This window comes from Acinetobacter sp. MF4640 (genome assembly GCF_002018895.1).
Classification (GTDB): domain Bacteria; phylum Pseudomonadota; class Gammaproteobacteria; order Pseudomonadales; family Moraxellaceae; genus Acinetobacter; species Acinetobacter johnsonii.
This window is the reverse complement of sequence record NZ_MVOM01000010.1, coordinates 45872-62740: the sequence shown is the minus strand read 5'-3', so window position 1 is coordinate 62740 and position 16869 is coordinate 45872. Positions and strand designations below refer to the sequence as shown.

Sequence of the window (16869 nt, the reverse complement as noted above, 5' to 3'; positions counted from 1 at the left end):
CACCTTTTTAGTCTACGTTTTGCCTTATTTTCCGTGGAGTTCTATAAAACGTATGACTCACCTCACGGTGTAAACAACGGGAGGTTTCAATGGGTTTCATTTTCGCCATTTTATTTTTAATCTGTATCCTCTGGGCCATTTTTTATTTTGAACTCAGTCGCTTATTTGGGGCTGCGATCATTATTTTTGCATCCCTCTTCGCTGCTATTTTTATCAGTCCGTGGTCATTACTTCTAGGTCTGCCCTTAATTATTCTCAGCCTGATTGTGGTTATTGATCCATTACGAAAGTCTTTAATCACTCAACCTGCCTATAAAGCTTTAGCCAAAGCCATGCCGAGTATGAGCAGTACCGAACGCGAAGCATTGGATGCAGGCACCAGTTGGTGGGAAAAAGAATTATTTATGGGTGCGCCTGATTGGAAAAAATTTGATGGTTATGTCTACCCAACTCTGTCTGCTGAAGAGCAATCCTTCTTAGATCATGAAGTTGAACACCTTTGTGGTTTACTGAATGAATGGGAAATTCATCATCACTTAAAAGATCTTCCTGTTGAAGCATGGCAATACATCAAAGAACAAGGCTTTTTAGGTTTAATTATTCCCAAAGAATACGGCGGTCGTGCCTTTAGCTCCTTTGCACAAAGCCGCATCATGAGCAAAATTTCTTCACGTTCACTAACCACTGCAGTCAGTTGTATGGTGCCCAACTCGCTAGGGCCAGGTGAATTACTTTTACATTATGGAACTGAAGAACAAAAACAACGCTACCTACCAGGACTCGCCAAAGGTAAAGAAATCCCCTGCTTTGGTTTAACCAGTCCCGAGGCTGGTTCAGACGCGGGTGCAATACCGGATACAGGCGTGGTCTGCTATGGTGTGTTTGAAGGCCGAGAAATACTCGGTTTACGTATGAACTTTTCAAAACGCTGGATTACTCTGGCACCTATTGCGACTGTGATTGGTCTCGCTTTTAAACTCTATGACCCTGATAGACTATTAGGCGATGCAAGCAAAACTGAATACGGTATCACCTGCGCTTTATTACCTGCCAGCCATGCAGGTGTCCAAGTCGGTGCACGCCATAATCCTGGTTCCCCTTTTATGAATGGCACGGTCGATGGACAAGATGTTTTTATCCCACTCGATTGGATTATTGGTGGGGTGGAAAATGCAGGTAAAGGTTGGCGCATGCTGATGGAATGCTTAGCCGTAGGTCGTGGGATTTCACTGCCAGCACTCTCCACTGCTTCAGCTGAAATGGCTTATTTAAGTGTCGGTGCTTTTGCCAAAGTTCGCCAACAATTTAAAATTTCTGTAGGACATTTTGAAGGTGTGCAAGAAGCTACCAGTGATATTGCCAGCGGTGCGTATATGTTAGAAGCTTTTCGCTATATGGTGACCTGTGGTTTAAATGAAGGTGGAAAACCTGCTGTTATGACAGCTATGGCCAAATACTATGCCACCGAAACCATGCGTAAAATTGTCAATCATGGGATGGATGTCGTTGGCGGACGGGCAGTACAAATGGGGCCGCGCAATTTTTTAGCACTGAATTATCAAGCCATCCCCATTTCAATTACCGTTGAGGGGGCCAATATTTTAAGCCGTTCTTTAATGATCTTTGGTCAAGGCTCAATGCGCTGTCATCCTTATTTATATGAAGAACTTCAACTCCTTCAAGCAGAAGATACAAAGACAGCTCTAGCGCCTTTCGACACGCTACTTTTTAAACATTTGGCTTATACCTTTAACCGCACAGCCCGTTCATTCAATTATGGCATCTTCGGTGGTCCTTCAGATGCTTACGCACAGACAGATGCTTTTTCACGTCCTTTTTACAAAACCATTAACCGTTACAGTGCAAACTTCGCCTTAACCGCAGACCTGTGTTTAGGCTTACTTGCAGGCGATATTAAACGCAAAGAAATGCTTTCAGGACGTTTGGCTGACATTCATGCCCATCTATTTATCGCGACCGCTATTTTGAAGTTTTATGAAAAAGGACAACGTAGTGAAGCTGAACAACAACATGCTCAACTGGCTTTAGAAAAAGCATTTGTCCAAATTCAGGATGCATTTGATGGACTATTCGCAAACTTTCCTATGCGAGCCGCAGCTTGTGTAGCCAAATTCATCTGTTTCCCTTTTGGTCGTGTTGCCCAGCAACCAAGTGATCAGCTAAAAACACAATTAGGACGTGCGATCATGGAAAATAATCCTTTCCGTGAACAACTAAAGCAGCATGTTTTTTACAATACCGATCCCAATGACGTCTTTGGGCGTATGGAAAATGCGTTCCAAGCAGCATTAAAAATTGATCCACTGTGGACGAAGTTTAAAAAAGCGGAGTCTAGAGGACAATTTAAAGGCTTAGATTTTGAATCACATATTCAACATGCACTTGAAACAGGATTCATCAGTCCTGAAGAAGCAGATCAGTTGATTCATTACAATGCTCAACGCTTCGATAGTATGCTCACCGATATTTTCGACCATGAGCTTGAACAAACACTCGCTTTAAAGAATCCCTACCATACAAAGGCTTCCGATATTCAACCATAACCATCTCATCGGTTTTCGAAACTCCTAAAAGATAAAAGTCCGTTTACGGGCTTTTATTTTATCCACACAATATAAACCAAGACATCAAAGCGAAGTTTTAAATCCAATATACGTTTAAACGGTAATAGAACTCTTCCACTTCCAAACGGACTTGATATCCCAGTTGGGTCAGTTCTGCTGAAAGATGACGAATATCTTCTAAGGGTAAATGTTTTGGCAATACGGTAAATACCGCAGTATTTCCCTGTTTCGCACTCTCCTCAATTAGTGATGCTAAACGTAATTTATAGATTTCAATATCTAAATACGCTTGGTTGGACATAATTTTTGCCTGTTCGGCATTAATAAAAGCAGCCATCTTTTCCTCCAAATTCGCCCAAGTATTGACTATGAAACTAACGCAGATCAAAACAACGTATAACGTGATTTGGTAACACTGTGTAGCCATTCCTTAGAGAAATAACAATAAGAATCAAATCTATTTAAAAAGTCATCCACTACAACCCAAATTTTTCTGTTCACCAAACTCACTTACCGTTACAGAAAAAATAAATAAAGTTACCATCTATTTTATTTAAATAATAATTGTTATCATTTGCAATATTGTTTACTAAATACACCAACTCTCTTCTCATGAATAGCACCACTCAAATTGATGCCTTGGTTCATTCGGAAAAAGTCCGTCCGAAGCCTGCCAAAAAGAAGAAAGTCGACACACCACTTAGCTACCGTCTAATGGTGTTGTATCGATTTGCACTTGCGTTGCTCGGAGGTTATCTCCTTGCTGCGCTCTCTGCGTTAACCATTGCTAAAGTCTTTATTGCAAATCCTGTGAATGCGGCCATGAGCGCCACACTCATTGCATTTTGTCTTAACTGTGCTGCCTTTATTTGGGTCTTTATGGTTCAAAAAACCTTAAAAGCAACGCTCGGCATTGCTGTGCCATGTCTTGCACTGTATGCCCTACTCAAATTTTTAGGATAGTTTTTCAATGCGTGTTGATCAAAAAGCGGAAGGACCGCGCCAATCCATGTCCTGGTTGCATATATGGGCCAGTCTCATTTTAGGGTGGCTGCTTTATGCAATTTTTGTGACTGGAACCCTGAGTTTTTTCCAAAATGAAATTTCTACTTGGATGAAACCAGAAACACATCAATCTATCCCTGCGCAGTCTCAAGTGCAACAGATGCAGGTCGCGCTCAACTATTTACAGAAAAACCACCCAGATGCAGGCAGCTGGAATATTCAACTACCCAACTCACGCCAAACCACAACTGAAGTGACTATTCGTGCCGTTGGTGAAGACCCGAAAGCACGTCGTGGTGGAACACGCATCACCTTAGACAGTGCGACTGGTGAAGTGATTGAACCACGGGATACGCGTGGTGGTGGATTCCTATATCGTTTCCATTTTGAATTGTACGGTTTACCCCGTCTGTGGACACGTTGGTTGGTCGGGATTGCCACCATGTTCATGTTGGTCGCAATTGTCAGCGGCATCATTACCCATAAAAAAATATTTAAAGACTTCTTTACCTTTCGCTCTGGCAAAGGTCAGCGCTCATGGCTAGATGCACACAACGCAACCGCTGTTTTTGCATTGCCTTTTCATCTAATGATTACCTTTAGTGGCTTACTACTACTCATGTTTATGTTCATGCCTTGGGGGATTAACCAAGCTTATGAAAATCGACAACAGTTTTTACGTGACCAACAGGCCAGCATGATTGAACAGCCCCAAAAGGCTGAAGATGTGCAGCGCGAAGATCGAGGTCAACGCGAAGGCGAAAGAGCGGCTCGTGGAGAACGCGGACAGCAACGCGGTGAACATATAGAAGGTCATGGTGAGGAACGTCCAAAACCCGAACTCCGCCCTGCGCCACTGACACACTTAGCACCAATTATGGTGGCGGTACAACAACAGTGGAAAGACAATCCAATTGCTTCAATTAACATTATTTCACCCAATACAGACCAAGCCAAAATTGAGTTACGTGCCTTGCGTGCTGAAAGCGTCGCGCATCGCAATGTGTATGCAACCCTCAACTATAATGGGGTCACGGGTCAAGATGAAACGGATAAAAATATACGAATCAAAAATCCATCGATTCCAAGTGGCATATATAACGTGGTCACCGTCTTACACGAAGCGCGTGGCCTCGACTTAGCACTGCGTTGGTTATTATTCTGCTCAGGTATTTTAGGCACGCTCATGGTGGCGACAGGTCTGATCCTTTGGTGTGTAAAACGTGCACCCCAACAGCAGAAACAAGGCTATAAATCGTTTGGTTTCCGACTAGTTGAAGTCCTGAATATTGCAGCCATTATTGGTTTGCCTTTGGCCTGCGCGGCATATTTTTATGCCAACCGTTTCATTCCAGCAGATGTAGAAATGCGCCTAAACTGGGAAATTCGTAGCTTCTTTACCGTATGGTTACTCACGCTGATATATGCCATTTTCCGTACCCACCGCCAAGCATGGTTAGACTTACTTTTATTGGCAACACTCGCTTTCGCCCTGCTGCCAGTGGTCAACTTGATGACAGGCGGTCAAGCTTTGTGGAACAGCATTGCGCAGGGTCAATGGATGATTGCATCGGTTGATTTAGCCATGTGGGTAATGGCAGTGATCTTCTATTTCGCTTATGACAAAGTGAAAAAACATCAAGGTTTGCCGAATAAAAAAGTGAAAGCACCCGTTCAGGAGGCCGAAGCATGATTTGGTTTCTGATCATTTGGACTTTAGCGACCTTAGGTTTTTTTGCACTTGCTAGCAGTATGTCTAAGCACCAAAAGCAAATCTTTGCTAAAGAACTGACACTTCAGCAAACACGCTTAGCAACCACTGTGGGTTGGTTACTGTTAATTGTTTCTTTGCTCATTTGCTTAACACAAGGACATTGGAGCACCGAAATCAGTTATTGGGTCGGCGTGATTAGCTTCGCAGCACTTTTTGTTGGACTTTGCTTAAGTTATTTTGAGCAAAAAATTAAGAATAGTGCTGTTTCAGTTTTATTCTTATTTATATTCAGCCTAACTTTGCACCTGATCTGAACCTAAAAGCCAATCTTCGAATTGGCTTTTTCACTTGAAAGCATTAGGCTATCCACAGTTTAAATCTTTGGTTATTTGTATGCCTAAATCTCCTAAAATTCCTGCTGAATTGGTCAACCTTGCAACAACAGGTAATAGTGATGCTCAATTTGAACTTGCTGAACTGTATATGCAAAGTGAAAATGAAGATGACATTACGCTTGCAGAAGAATGGGCGCTCAAAGCAGCAGCATTGGGTCATGTAGAAGCCATGTATTGGCTGGGTGAAGGTTATGCTTTTTATGCAAAAGAACTTCGCGAAGAAGATCCAAGCGAAGCTAAAACCTACTTTGGACATGCACATCACTGGTTAAAACAAGCCGCTGAACTCAAACACCCAACTGCAATATTAGAGTTAGCTGGTTTTTACCGTCGGGGCGATGTGGTTGAAAAGGATGGCGCTAAGTCGATTGAACTGGTACAACAAGCGGCGGAACTGGGTGAGGCTCAAGCCATGCGTGATTTGGCTTTCATTTATGAAAATGCACTAGGTGTTGATGCGGATGAAGAAAAAGCCAAATACTGGCACGACAAAGCAGATGCCGCAAAACAAGAATAAACACAAGTCCATTCTTTGATGTCATGCCAGTTAGTGAATATACTGACTGGCATTTTTTAAATTTCATTCGATACGCCATAAGGTCATCCGCAACCTGAGCAAGAATAAAAGTAATGCTTTTATTTGCAGCGTAAGATGAAGTAATCGCCTTTAAAATGAATTGTTTTTGCAACAAAAGGCGCTCTACATTCATAACGCAAACAGATTTTTCGGATGAAAAATGTTTTTGGTTCTTTTGCCGAAACAAAAGAACGCCCCAAAAATTGGACTTAAAACTTACGCACAAAAATAATATCTAAATCCTGCTTCGGCACAAAATTCTTTTCTGTCATTTGAAATTGTGTCGAACTGATCTTTTTCACCTGACCCTTCCAACAAAATGAAACCAGCTCATTCGGGTCACGCTCAATGGTCAGTTTAAAACTTTGAATAGGTTTCGCCCAATTTGCGCCCGTTTTTAAGATATAGCCCAAAGCTTGATAAGGTGCATATTGCGACTTGGCCTTTTTCAAACCCGCTTTGAAGTTTTGATCCATACAATAGGTTTTTTCATCCTCTTCAGGATATAAAGAGACCGAACCACCGACCAATGGCATGTACTCATGTTGTACATGGGTCAACGCATTGGCCTTAAACTTCTGCTGCCAACTATAAATAATTTGCGATTCCCAATAAATTTCATCATCCACCTGATAAGGCTTTAAAAGCTGCTGTACCGTTTTGTCCTGACAACGGTACAAACGCTGATTAAGCGTAGAGTCTTGTTGCAATAACCACGGATACATCAAATCTCGATCGGAAAAACCACATTTTTTCAAACCCGTAGTCACATCGACAACGTCACCATTGGAATTGAAGTCCCCACTGGCTGTTAAAGCGGGTAAAAATGCACGCACATGCGTTTCTGGCTGAATCTTTTGTGCATTCGCTTGTACTTTAAAGCTTTCAATCAATTGTTCGGTATGTGCAAAATCGCTTTCACGCGAACTGCCCACACGCGGCAAGGGAAATAAAACAGTTTCCGTAATATCTTGAGTTGTAAGATTTTTAAATTGGTAATTCACCCGAATGATGTTTTTACTGATAAACAAATCTTCACTTTGCATACTGATTTTTGGATTTTTCAGATATTGCACACCGCCCGTTGCCACAAAACCCGTGCTGTCATTCGCACTGATCTGCATAGAGATGAACACGCATAGTCCAAGGATTTTTTTCATTTAATGCCTCCTTTTCATGTTTATTGTGCTGTTTCCATGCGAGCGCTTGAATGATCAAGCACGATCACTTGTCGGCAGATGCCCTCGACTTGACGTTGCTGTTCAAATACAGATGCAGGCATCGCATCAAAACTATCAAAGAAACAGATTTCCTGCTCATCTATAGCATAAACCAGTGAATGGTTTCCGACGCCTTCTAAAGTATCGTAATAGACAATGATAAATTTATTTTGCTCAAATGCCTGTTGAATTTGTTGGTAATTGATGGCCGCTAAAACTGGCAGTTTTAGTTGCTCAGCTTCTGCATAACTCAATTTTTCTTGTGCTTGAAGCTCTGGGTCTTCATCAGTATAAAATTGAACATCAAAGCCAAATTTCTTTAATCCGACTGCCAAGCCAATGGTTGTCGTTCCGTTTTCTGCATCATAACCACAGACCTCTATCAACTGTTCAATATCCGCATCGATATATAAATGCTGGAGTAGCATCCATACCGCATAAATACCGCCATTAGCTTCAAGGTTCATTAAGGATTCAGGGATATTCACGGCCATAACACAATTCGAAAAAGATGATTGTGTTGATAATAAACAAAACATCGTTGGAACTGAATCAATTTCCAAGTACAATACTTCGCTAGTCGAGGGATGCTGCGACTTTTTCACAGGTACATAAATGTGAAATCGCTAGGCTCGACGATCCGGTTCAAATCCCTTTTGAATCAACAACGGCATCCGCGAACTGAATGATCAATTTTTTATATTAGGAGATCGTGATGAACGCGGTTACTGCTTCATTTACAGATTACAAAGTTGCTGATATTTCACTCGCTGACTACGGCCGTAAAGAAATCAAACTTGCTGAAGCTGAAATGCCAGCTTTAATGGGTCTTCGTAAGCGTTATGCTGCTGCAAAACCACTTGCAGGTGCGAAAATCCTTGGCTGTATCCACATGACCATTCAAACTGCTGTTTTAATTGAAACATTGGTTGAATTAGGTGCAGAAGTTCGCTGGACTTCTTGTAACATCTTCTCTACTCAAGACCACGCTGCTGCTGCAATTGCTGCGTCTGGTGTTCCTGTATTTGCTTGGAAAGGCGAAACAGAAGAAGAATACATGTGGTGTTTAGAACAACAAATCAATGTGAATGGCACACCTTGGGATGCCAACATGATTTTGGATGATGGCGGTGATTTAACCCTACTTGTTCATGAAAAATATCCTGAAGTGATTGCAAAAATCCACGGCGTAACTGAAGAAACGACGACAGGTGTTCAACGTCTGTATGAAATGCTTCGTGACGGTACTTTGAAAGTTCCTGCAATCAACGTGAATGACTCTGTAACTAAGTCTAAAAATGACAACAAATATGGTTGCCGTCACTCACTGAATGATGCCATCAAACGCGGTACAGATATGCTTTTATCTGGTCGTCGTGCGCTTGTGATCGGTTACGGTGACGTAGGTAAAGGTTCTGCTCAATCTCTTCGTCAAGAAGGCATGATTGTACGTGTCACTGAAGTCGATCCAATCTGTGCGATGCAAGCATGCATGGACGGTTACGAAGTTGTATCTCCATACAAAAATGGCGTACAGACTGGTAAAAAAGAAGATGTAAATGCAGACCTTCTTCAAAATACTGACCTGATCGTAACAACAACAGGTAACTACCACGTATGCGACGCTGCAATGCTTGATTCATTAAAAGCAGGCGCTGTTGTATGTAACATCGGTCACTTTGACACTGAAATCGACACCAACTACTTACGTGGTTACAAGTGGGTTGAAGTGAAGCCACAAGTTCACCAAGTTTATCGTTCAGAAGATGAAAACAATTACTTGATCCTTCTTTCTGAAGGTCGTTTAGTTAACCTAGGTAATGCAACGGGTCACCCATCACGTATTATGGATGGTTCTTTTGCCAACCAAGTACTAGGTCAAATGCACTTGTTCGCTGAAAAATTTGCGGATCTTGCAGAAGATCAAAAACAAGCTGCGATTCGTGTAGAACTGCTTCCTAAGAAATTAGATGAAGAAGTTGCTGCAGCAATGGTTGCTGGTTTTGGTGGCGTCTTGACTAAATTGACTCAAGAACAAGCAGACTACTTAGGTGTAGCTGTTGAAGGTCCATTCAAGTCAGATGCTTATAAATACTAAGTTTTATATTTCCCCTCATCCTAGCCTTCTCCAAGTGGGAGAAGGGACTTTTCATTATTAATTCAATTTATAGTGAAAGTCCCCCTCTCCTGTAAAGCGGGTTTTAAGCACTGCTGTAAATCTACGCGCAAGAGAGGGCTCGGAAGAGGTCTAAATAAAAAGCATTTATAAAAAAGGATTTGAACATGTCGAAACACATTCCTATTTCTTTTGAGTTTTTCCCGACCAAAACGGATGCGGGCGCAGAAAAACTGAAAGTTGTACACCAAGAATTACAGCTGCTCAACCCAGAGTTTTTCTCAATTACCTATGGTGCAGGCGGTTCAACCCGTGAACGCACCTTAGCAGCCATTGCAGAATTTAATGGTAAAGGCACACCTATTGCCCCTCACTTGTCTTGTATTGGTGATGACAAAGCACGTATTGCTGAGTTACTCGACATTTATAAAAATCAAGGCATTGACCGTATTGTGGCGCTGCGTGGTGACTTACCTTCAGGTCAAGTTGGCCTAGGGGAACTACCTTATGCTACGGATTTGGTACGTTTTATCCGTGAACATTCGGGCGATCATTTCAAAATTGAGGTTGCCGCTTATCCAGAAATGCACCCTCAAGCAGATAGTTTTGACCTAGACATTCAACGTTTTTGCGACAAAGCCAATGCAGGTGCGAATGCGGCACTGACTCAGTTCTTCTTTAATCCAGATGCCTACTTCTACTTTGTAGATCGCATTCAAAAAGAAGGCGTGAACATTCCAGTTGCACCAGGCATTATGCCAATTACCAATGCCAGCAACTTGATTCGCTTTGCAGATGGTACAGGCGCTGAGATTCCACGTTGGATTCGTAAGCAACTGGCAACCTATGGTGATGACACTGCCAGCATCAAAGCATTTGGTCATGAAGTGATTGTTAAACTTTGCGAACGCCTGATTGCAGGTGGCGCACCGAGTTTGCACTTCTACACCATGAATACGACTGATCCTACCCGCCAGCTTGTACTAGACCTCGGTTTAGCATAAGCATTTAAACTAGATTCACCCTATTTGAGAGTAAAACCGAATGCCTCGTTTTTTTATGGAAGCAGAACTCAATGTTGATCACACTGTCGAACTGACTGAAACTGTGTTTCACCACTGGGTAAAAGTTTTGCGTGCTCAAGTCGGTGAAACGGCTACTTTGTTTAATGGACAAGGCGGCGAATATGAAGTGACCTTAAGTGACGTTGCTAAAAAGTCAGCATCAGTTCAGGTCACTGCTTTTAACCCAACCAATCGTACGCCTGCGTTTAAAGCTTTACTCGGTCAAGTCATGAGTAAAGGGGATCGTATGGACTATGTCATTCAAAAGGCAGTTGAATTAGGCGTTTCCGAAATTCAACTATTAACGTCTGAACGTTGTGAAATGCGTTTGAAATATGACCGCGACCAAAAGAAGATTGATCATTGGCAAGGCATTGCCATCGCGGCTTGCGAACAATGTGGCATGAATCTTGTGCCAAAAATTCTTGCACCAGTTAGTTTGGAAAAATGGCTTGCATCTGAATTACCTGCGACGCGACTTGTACTCGCCCCAAATAAAGAAAAACTCGACGTATTGGCACATGCGACACCAAACATTGCACTACTCATTGGGCCTGAAGGTGGTTTAAGTGAGGCTGAAATTATAACAGCCAATGAGCACGGTTTTATCAGCTGGTGTATTGGTGAGCGTGTATTACGTACAGAGACAGCACCTGTCGTCGCTTTGTCAATCCTCAACTACAATTTAGTGATTTAAATCACATAAACAGCAGAGTCACCCTTTTGTTCTGTTAATATATTGATTATTATGTACAACAATATTACCCTTGACTTATATCAAAATATAAATTGATTGTGTTTTACACAATGCATTTAAATTTGAAAAAAGACACAACACAACGCCATTGGGTCATAAAAAAAATAAGGTTTCGCGATTCATGCCAGATATTTCTACAGAAAATCTTGATCGGCACTTGCAGACTGCGCAAATATCGCATTCCATTAGCCATCTTCGTTTCCTCATCAGTAGCTTACTGATTCTTAATTTTTATATTTTCTGTGCATATCACTATAATTTTTCTCAAGATTCTTTTTATTTTAACCTGTGGTTTTTTATTTCCGAGTTTATTCTCAGTATTTTTTGGCTCGTGAACACCGTGTATTTCAACCCGAAAAATCACTCTGCCAAACATGCACACCGCTGGATTCAAGGCATCTGTTTAAGTATTGGTCTTTTGGTTGCAGCAGGCGTCGTATGTATCTACTACTACTTACCCAGCCTATCTGGCAATTTTAACTATACAAATGCCCTACTCTTATCTGCACTTTTAGTGATTGTCACACAGACCGTTTGCCTCACCTATTTAACGCAACGCATCAGTTATTTTTGTTTGGTTTTTATTCCGTCTATCACCCCTTATGTCCTCTCGCAATTTATCAACTTCGATGCCAATCATACTCTTTTTCACCTTGCTGTGAACTTTATTCTGATTGTGATTTTGCTCTGTGCCAATGCCACCAACCGTATTAATCAGCACTTATCCCGTCTCTCAATTAAAAATCGAGAGTTGAAAAAAGAAGCTGAAAAACAAGTCGCTTGGACCGATGATTTATGCAAACAGCTACAAAACGAAATGAATAAATCCAAAGAAATTGAACAACAGTTACAACTGAATAATCAATTACTTGAGCAAAAAGTACGTGAACGAACCTTTGACGTAAATCAAATCAATAAAGACTTAAAAAATAAGCAAGAAAACCTATCGCTTGCCCATGAAATTTCAGGTATTCGTCCTTGGGATTGGAATATTAAAGATCGGCTCATTTCCCTGACCAATCACAAACAAGAAAAAGTACTTAAAAATTCCACAGAGCATCAACTTCAGCTTCAGTATCTGATTCATCCAAATGATATTGCCCCGTTTAAATCTGCAATGAAAAGTCATTTGCGGGGTCATTCAGATCGTTATGAAGCCACTTATCGTGTGCAACATAACAATGGGAAATGGTACTGGGTACATGACACTGGGCGTGTCATTGCTCGCGATCCAATCAATCAAAAACCGTTACAAATGGTGGGTATTCGACGAGATATTCAACATGAAAAAAGCAACCAAGAACGTCTGCGACTAGCAGCAAGCGTACTTGAACAAGCTGAACAAGGGATTTTCATCTTAGATGAAGACCTGCGTTATATCGACGTAAATCCGTTCTTTGAACGTTTGGCTGGCTTTGAAGCTGCACAAATTAATGGCAAGCATCTGTTTGATATTGTTGCAAACTATAAGTCGCATCAACGCAGCACACATAACCAAATCATTGGACAGCTCCTAAAAAAAGGCGAATACGACGGTGAACTGAATGAAAAGTTCCTATCAGGCAAAGAGCTGTGTATTTGGATGCATCTGAATGCCATTACCGATGAGCGAGATCGTGTCACGCATTATATTGGTATCGTATCCGATTTAACCGAGCGCAAACTGCAAGAACAGCGTCTGTCTTATTTAGAAAACTACGATACGCTGACCGACTTACCCAATCGTTTTTACTATAACTATCAGCTTCATCAGTATTTGGTTTCTCAACAAGACAGCATTAAACAACTGGCAATTATTCGGCTCAACATTGACCGTTTCCGCCCATTGAATGAATTCTTAAGCAATAATGGCGGCGATGAACTTCTGCGCCAAGTTGCTCAGCGCCTTCGTTTAACCAATGCTGAAGCCTTGATGGTGGCTCACTTAAATGGTGACGATTTTGCAATTGTATATGAGGTCTCTCATATTCGCCCCTCAGTTCAGGAACATATCGATCGAATTAACAAAGCCTTTAGCCTACCTTTTGATATTTTTGGTCAAGAACATATTATTACGCTTTCAATGGGGATTTCGCAGTACCCTGAACATGGTCGTCAACTGGACTACTTAAACAACTGTGCAGAACAAGCACTGAGTGAAGCAAAACGTTTAGGTGGAAATGCGACCAAGTTCTACAGCCTGAGCAATACCGTTGCATTAGAAGAAGTAATTTATTTAGAGCGTGATTTAAGGCTAGCGATACAAAACAATGAGTTGGTGGTTTATTACCAACCCAAAATCAACTTTCACGATCAGAAAATTTATGGTTTTGAGGCGTTGGTACGCTGGAATCACCCAACCAAAGGCATCGTGCCGCCGGGTCTCTTCATTCCGATGGCAGAAAAAACCAGCTTGATTTCAGATATTGGCCGCATTGTAATTTTACAAACCGCTAAGCAAATCAAAGAATGGAATAAATTGGGTTTTGATAATATCTGTGTTTCGGTCAATGTGGTTGCCCAACAATTACAACGTGGACAGCTTTTAAAGGACTTAGATGAAGCCCTTGATCGATATAAAATCAGTGGTAGTAGCCTCGAATTAGAAATTACAGAATCCACTTTGGTTGAAAATTCGGAAGCAGTGAAAAACCTCCTCGAAACCATCAAATTGCGTGGCATTCATATTTCTTTAGATGACTTTGGTACAGGTTATTCATCACTGTCTTACCTAACTGACTTCCCTATCGATACTTTAAAAATTGATCGAAGCTTCATTTCAAAAATTGGACACTGCAAACAAGAAGCCATTGTGAGCGCCATGATTGCCATGGGGAAAGCCATGGGTATGACCGTGGTGGCGGAAGGAATTGAGACCGAACAACAACTGAGTTACCTACAAAACTTAGAATGTGATATCGCGCAAGGTTATTTATTTTCCAAACCTCTTCCGCAGCTCGATGCTACCCAATATTTAAGAGATCATCTCGACACACCCTCGTATACATACTCAATATAAATCAGACTGTTTTAGCTCTAAGTTTGCTTAAAAAGCACCAGCTATCACTGGGATATACCAGCAACTAATGGTATATTCGGTCTTGTCTACTAAAAACTACCAGCTCCGCTGGCTAACCCACGCTACAAAGAGATTCAGATGGACGATCAATCATTAAAACAGCAAGCTTTGTATTATCACGAATTCCCAACCCCAGGGAAAATCAGCGTTACACCTAGCAAGCAGCTGGTCAACCAACACGATTTAGCCTTGGCGTATTCACCTGGTGTCGCAGCACCATGTCTTGAAATTGAAAAAGATCCTTCAAAAGCAGCGCTTTATACTGCACGTGGGAACCTTGTTGCTGTAATCACAAATGGTACTGCCGTTTTGGGTCTAGGTAATATTGGTCCACTTGCGTCTAAACCTGTCATGGAAGGTAAAGGCGTTTTATTTAAAAAATTCGCAGGTGTTGATGTATTTGACATCGAAATTGCAGAAAATGATCCTGACAAAATTGTCGATATTATTGCTGCATTAGAACCGACTTTTGGTGGTATCAACCTTGAAGACATCAAGGCACCAGAATGCTTCTATATTGAACAAAAACTTCGTGAACGTATGAATATCCCTGTGTTCCACGATGATCAGCATGGTACATCCATTATCGTTGGATCTGCTTTACTGAATGCTTTGCAATTGAATGGCAAAAAAATTGACGAAATTAAAATCGTCGCTTCAGGCGCAGGTGCTGCGGCTCTGTCTTGCCTAGATTTACTTTGTGCCATTGGTGCAAAAAAAGAAAATATTATTGTTGCAGACTCACGAGGTCTACTTACAACAAAACGTGAAGGTCTAGACGACTCTAAAAAACGTTATGTACAAGATGTTGAAGGCACTCAACTGGCTGACGTGATTGCAGGCGCAGATATGTTCCTCGGCTTATCTGCTGCGGGTATCTTAACCAAAGAAATGGTTAAAGTAATGGCGAAAGATCCGATTATCTTCGCACTTGCCAACCCAGATCCTGAAATTCTGCCTGAACATGCACACGAAGTTCGTGATGACGTGATCATGGCAACAGGTCGTTCAGATTATCCAAACCAAGTGAACAACGCACTTTGTTTCCCTTACATTTTCCGTGGTGCTCTTGATGTAGGCGCAACCACCATCAATGAAGAGATGAAAATTGCGTGCGTATATGCGATTGCGCGTATGGCACACATTGAAGCAGATGCGGCATCTTATGGTGAAAAATCTGCATCTTTTGGTCGCGATTACTTAATTCCACGCCCACTTGATCAGCGTCTGATTTTAGAAATTGCACCTGCTGTTGCACAAGCGGCCATGGATTCAGGTGTTGCAAGTCGTCCAATTCAAGACTTCTCTGCATACCGTCAACGTCTTTCTGAGTTTGTTTATAACTCAGCACTGATGATGAAACCTATTTTTGCTCAAGCAAAATCTGATCCGAAACGTATTGCTTATGCTGAAGGTGAAGACCTACGTGTACTTCGTGCAGTACAAATTGCGGTCGATGAAGATCTTGCAAAACCAATCTTAGTTGGTCGTACTGCGGTTATTGAAGCGAACATTAAAAAGTTAGGCTTACGTCTTGAACATGGTGTGAACATCACTATTGTCGATCAAGAAAAAAACCCTGACTACGAATTGTTTGCAGATGACTACTACACACTTATGCAGCGTAAAGGTGTAACACCTGAATATGCACAACGTGAAGCACGTCGTCGTTCAACCTTGATCGCATCAATGTTGGTGAAACATGGTAAAGCAGACGGTATGCTATGTGGTACGTATTCAAGCTACGACATTCACTTAGACTTCGTTAAAAACATCATTGGTAAAAAAGAAGGTCACAACTCTTTCTTTACATTGAATGCTTTAATGCTTGAAGACCGTAACCTGTTCATTGCTGACACTTATGTCAACACCAACCCAACAGCTGAACAGTTGGCTGAAATGACAATTTTAGCTGCTGAAGAAGTACGTCGTTTTGGTATGACACCACGTGTTGCTCTACTTTCTCACTCAAGCTTCGGTTCAGATCAAACTGATCCAAGTGCGCAAAAAATGCGTAAAGTGTTTGAGATTTTGACGCAAATCGCGCCAGAACTTGAAGTTGAAGGTGAAATGCATGCGGACGCGGCATTGGATGAAAACATCCGTAACTTTGCATACTCAAACTCGCGCTTCAAAGGTTCTGCGAACCTATTGATCATGCCAAACTTGGATGCAGCCAACATTTCATTTAACCTGTTGAAATCAACTTCAGGTAATAATGTTACCATTGGCCCTATCCTACTTGGCGCAGCGAAACCAGTTCATATTCTTACACCGACAGCAACAACACGTCGTTTAGTGAATATGACTGCGCTGACTGTAGCGGAAATTCAAGAAGCGGAGAAAAACGGCGAATAATTGTTTGTCGTTATACTCGT

General features: G+C 41.7%; 13 protein-coding genes. 10 read left to right on the top strand and 3 right to left on the bottom strand.

Going from position 1 to position 16869, the window contains the following annotated elements:
* Positions 1-89 precede the first annotated feature (89 nt).
* Positions 90-2564 (top strand): acyl-CoA dehydrogenase, encoded by a 2475-nt coding sequence (locus tag MF4640_RS05170; RefSeq protein ID WP_078388902.1) that lies wholly within the window; start codon positions 90-92, stop codon positions 2562-2564.
* A gap of 97 nt (positions 2565-2661) precedes the next feature.
* Here the strand turns inward: MF4640_RS05170 and MF4640_RS05165 are convergent, their stop codons facing one another.
* A complete protein-coding gene (locus MF4640_RS05165; protein WP_004693932.1) occupies positions 2662-2922 on the bottom strand; it encodes a hypothetical protein in 261 nt (86 codons plus the stop codon).
* 275 nt (positions 2923-3197) lie between these two features.
* Here MF4640_RS05165 and MF4640_RS05160 point away from each other — a divergent pair, with 275 nt between their 5' ends.
* From MF4640_RS05160 to MF4640_RS05145, 4 genes are all read left to right on the top strand, one after another.
* Positions 3198-3548: a hypothetical protein gene (locus MF4640_RS05160; protein WP_078388901.1), complete on the top strand. Its 351-nt coding sequence runs from the start codon at positions 3198-3200 to the stop codon at positions 3546-3548.
* 7 nt (positions 3549-3555) lie between these two features.
* The gene (locus MF4640_RS05155; protein ID WP_078388900.1) at positions 3556-5283 is read left to right on the top strand and encodes a PepSY-associated TM helix domain-containing protein; all 1728 of its coding nucleotides are present in this window, start codon (positions 3556-3558) and stop codon (positions 5281-5283) included.
* Complete coding sequence (locus MF4640_RS05150) at positions 5280-5618, top strand: DUF3325 domain-containing protein (RefSeq protein WP_078388899.1); 339 nt, start codon at positions 5280-5282, stop codon at positions 5616-5618. The genes MF4640_RS05155 and MF4640_RS05150 overlap by 4 nt, the downstream gene beginning before the upstream one ends.
* A 79-nt stretch (positions 5619-5697) precedes the next feature.
* Positions 5698-6216, top strand: a complete 519-nt coding sequence (locus MF4640_RS05145; protein ID WP_171263854.1) for a tetratricopeptide repeat protein — start codon at positions 5698-5700, stop codon at positions 6214-6216.
* A 269-nt stretch (positions 6217-6485) separates the two neighbouring features.
* On the opposite strand, the gene MF4640_RS05140 is transcribed toward MF4640_RS05145, so the two are convergent.
* A complete protein-coding gene (locus tag MF4640_RS05140; RefSeq protein ID WP_078388897.1) occupies positions 6486-7436 on the bottom strand; it encodes a DUF4424 family protein in 951 nt (316 codons plus the stop codon).
* A 20-nt stretch (positions 7437-7456) separates the two neighbouring features.
* Positions 7457-7990 (bottom strand): cysteine peptidase family C39 domain-containing protein, encoded by a 534-nt coding sequence (locus MF4640_RS05135; protein ID WP_078388896.1) that lies wholly within the window; start codon positions 7988-7990, stop codon positions 7457-7459.
* Positions 7991-8211: 221 nt separating this feature from the next.
* Here MF4640_RS05135 and ahcY point away from each other — a divergent pair, with 221 nt between their 5' ends.
* The 5 genes from ahcY (at position 8212) to MF4640_RS05110 (ending at position 16849) form a co-directional block, all read left to right on the top strand.
* On the top strand, positions 8212-9594 hold the full coding sequence (ahcY, locus tag MF4640_RS05130) for an adenosylhomocysteinase (protein WP_078388895.1): 1383 nt from the start codon (positions 8212-8214) through the stop codon (positions 9592-9594).
* Positions 9595-9779: 185 nt separating this feature from the next.
* Positions 9780-10616 (top strand): methylenetetrahydrofolate reductase [NAD(P)H], encoded by an 837-nt coding sequence (metF, locus tag MF4640_RS05125; protein WP_078388894.1) that lies wholly within the window; start codon positions 9780-9782, stop codon positions 10614-10616.
* Positions 10617-10656: 40 nt separating this feature from the next.
* Positions 10657-11373: a 16S rRNA (uracil(1498)-N(3))-methyltransferase gene (locus MF4640_RS05120; protein ID WP_005399751.1), complete on the top strand. Its 717-nt coding sequence runs from the start codon at positions 10657-10659 to the stop codon at positions 11371-11373.
* Positions 11374-11554: 181 nt separating this feature from the next.
* A complete protein-coding gene (locus tag MF4640_RS05115; RefSeq protein WP_078388893.1) occupies positions 11555-14431 on the top strand; it encodes an EAL domain-containing protein in 2877 nt (958 codons plus the stop codon).
* Between the two features lie 138 nt (positions 14432-14569).
* Positions 14570-16849 carry an NADP-dependent malic enzyme gene (locus MF4640_RS05110; RefSeq protein ID WP_078388892.1) on the top strand — a complete coding sequence of 760 codons (2280 nt, stop codon included), beginning with the start codon at positions 14570-14572 and terminating at the stop codon, positions 16847-16849.
* Positions 16850-16869 lie beyond the last annotated feature (20 nt).

Excerpts from the sequence above, each read along its gene's own strand:
- MF4640_RS05170 (WP_078388902.1), top strand. The coding sequence starts at position 90 with ATGGGTTTCATTTTCGCCATTTTATTTTTAATCTGTATCCTCTGGGCC.
- MF4640_RS05165 (WP_004693932.1), bottom strand. The coding sequence starts at position 2,922 with ATGGCTGCTTTTATTAATGCCGAACAGGCAAAAATTATGTCCAACCAA.
- MF4640_RS05160 (WP_078388901.1), top strand. The coding sequence starts at position 3,198 with ATGAATAGCACCACTCAAATTGATGCCTTGGTTCATTCGGAAAAAGTC.
- MF4640_RS05155 (WP_078388900.1), top strand. The coding sequence starts at position 3,556 with ATGCGTGTTGATCAAAAAGCGGAAGGACCGCGCCAATCCATGTCCTGG.
- MF4640_RS05150 (WP_078388899.1), top strand. The coding sequence starts at position 5,280 with ATGATTTGGTTTCTGATCATTTGGACTTTAGCGACCTTAGGTTTTTTT.
- MF4640_RS05145 (WP_171263854.1), top strand. The coding sequence starts at position 5,698 with ATGCCTAAATCTCCTAAAATTCCTGCTGAATTGGTCAACCTTGCAACA.
- MF4640_RS05140 (WP_078388897.1), bottom strand. The coding sequence starts at position 7,436 with ATGAAAAAAATCCTTGGACTATGCGTGTTCATCTCTATGCAGATCAGT.
- MF4640_RS05135 (WP_078388896.1), bottom strand. The coding sequence starts at position 7,990 with ATGGCCGTGAATATCCCTGAATCCTTAATGAACCTTGAAGCTAATGGC.
- ahcY (WP_078388895.1), top strand. The coding sequence starts at position 8,212 with ATGAACGCGGTTACTGCTTCATTTACAGATTACAAAGTTGCTGATATT.
- metF (WP_078388894.1), top strand. The coding sequence starts at position 9,780 with ATGTCGAAACACATTCCTATTTCTTTTGAGTTTTTCCCGACCAAAACG.
- MF4640_RS05120 (WP_005399751.1), top strand. The coding sequence starts at position 10,657 with ATGCCTCGTTTTTTTATGGAAGCAGAACTCAATGTTGATCACACTGTC.
- MF4640_RS05115 (WP_078388893.1), top strand. The coding sequence starts at position 11,555 with ATGCCAGATATTTCTACAGAAAATCTTGATCGGCACTTGCAGACTGCG.
- MF4640_RS05110 (WP_078388892.1), top strand. The coding sequence starts at position 14,570 with ATGGACGATCAATCATTAAAACAGCAAGCTTTGTATTATCACGAATTC.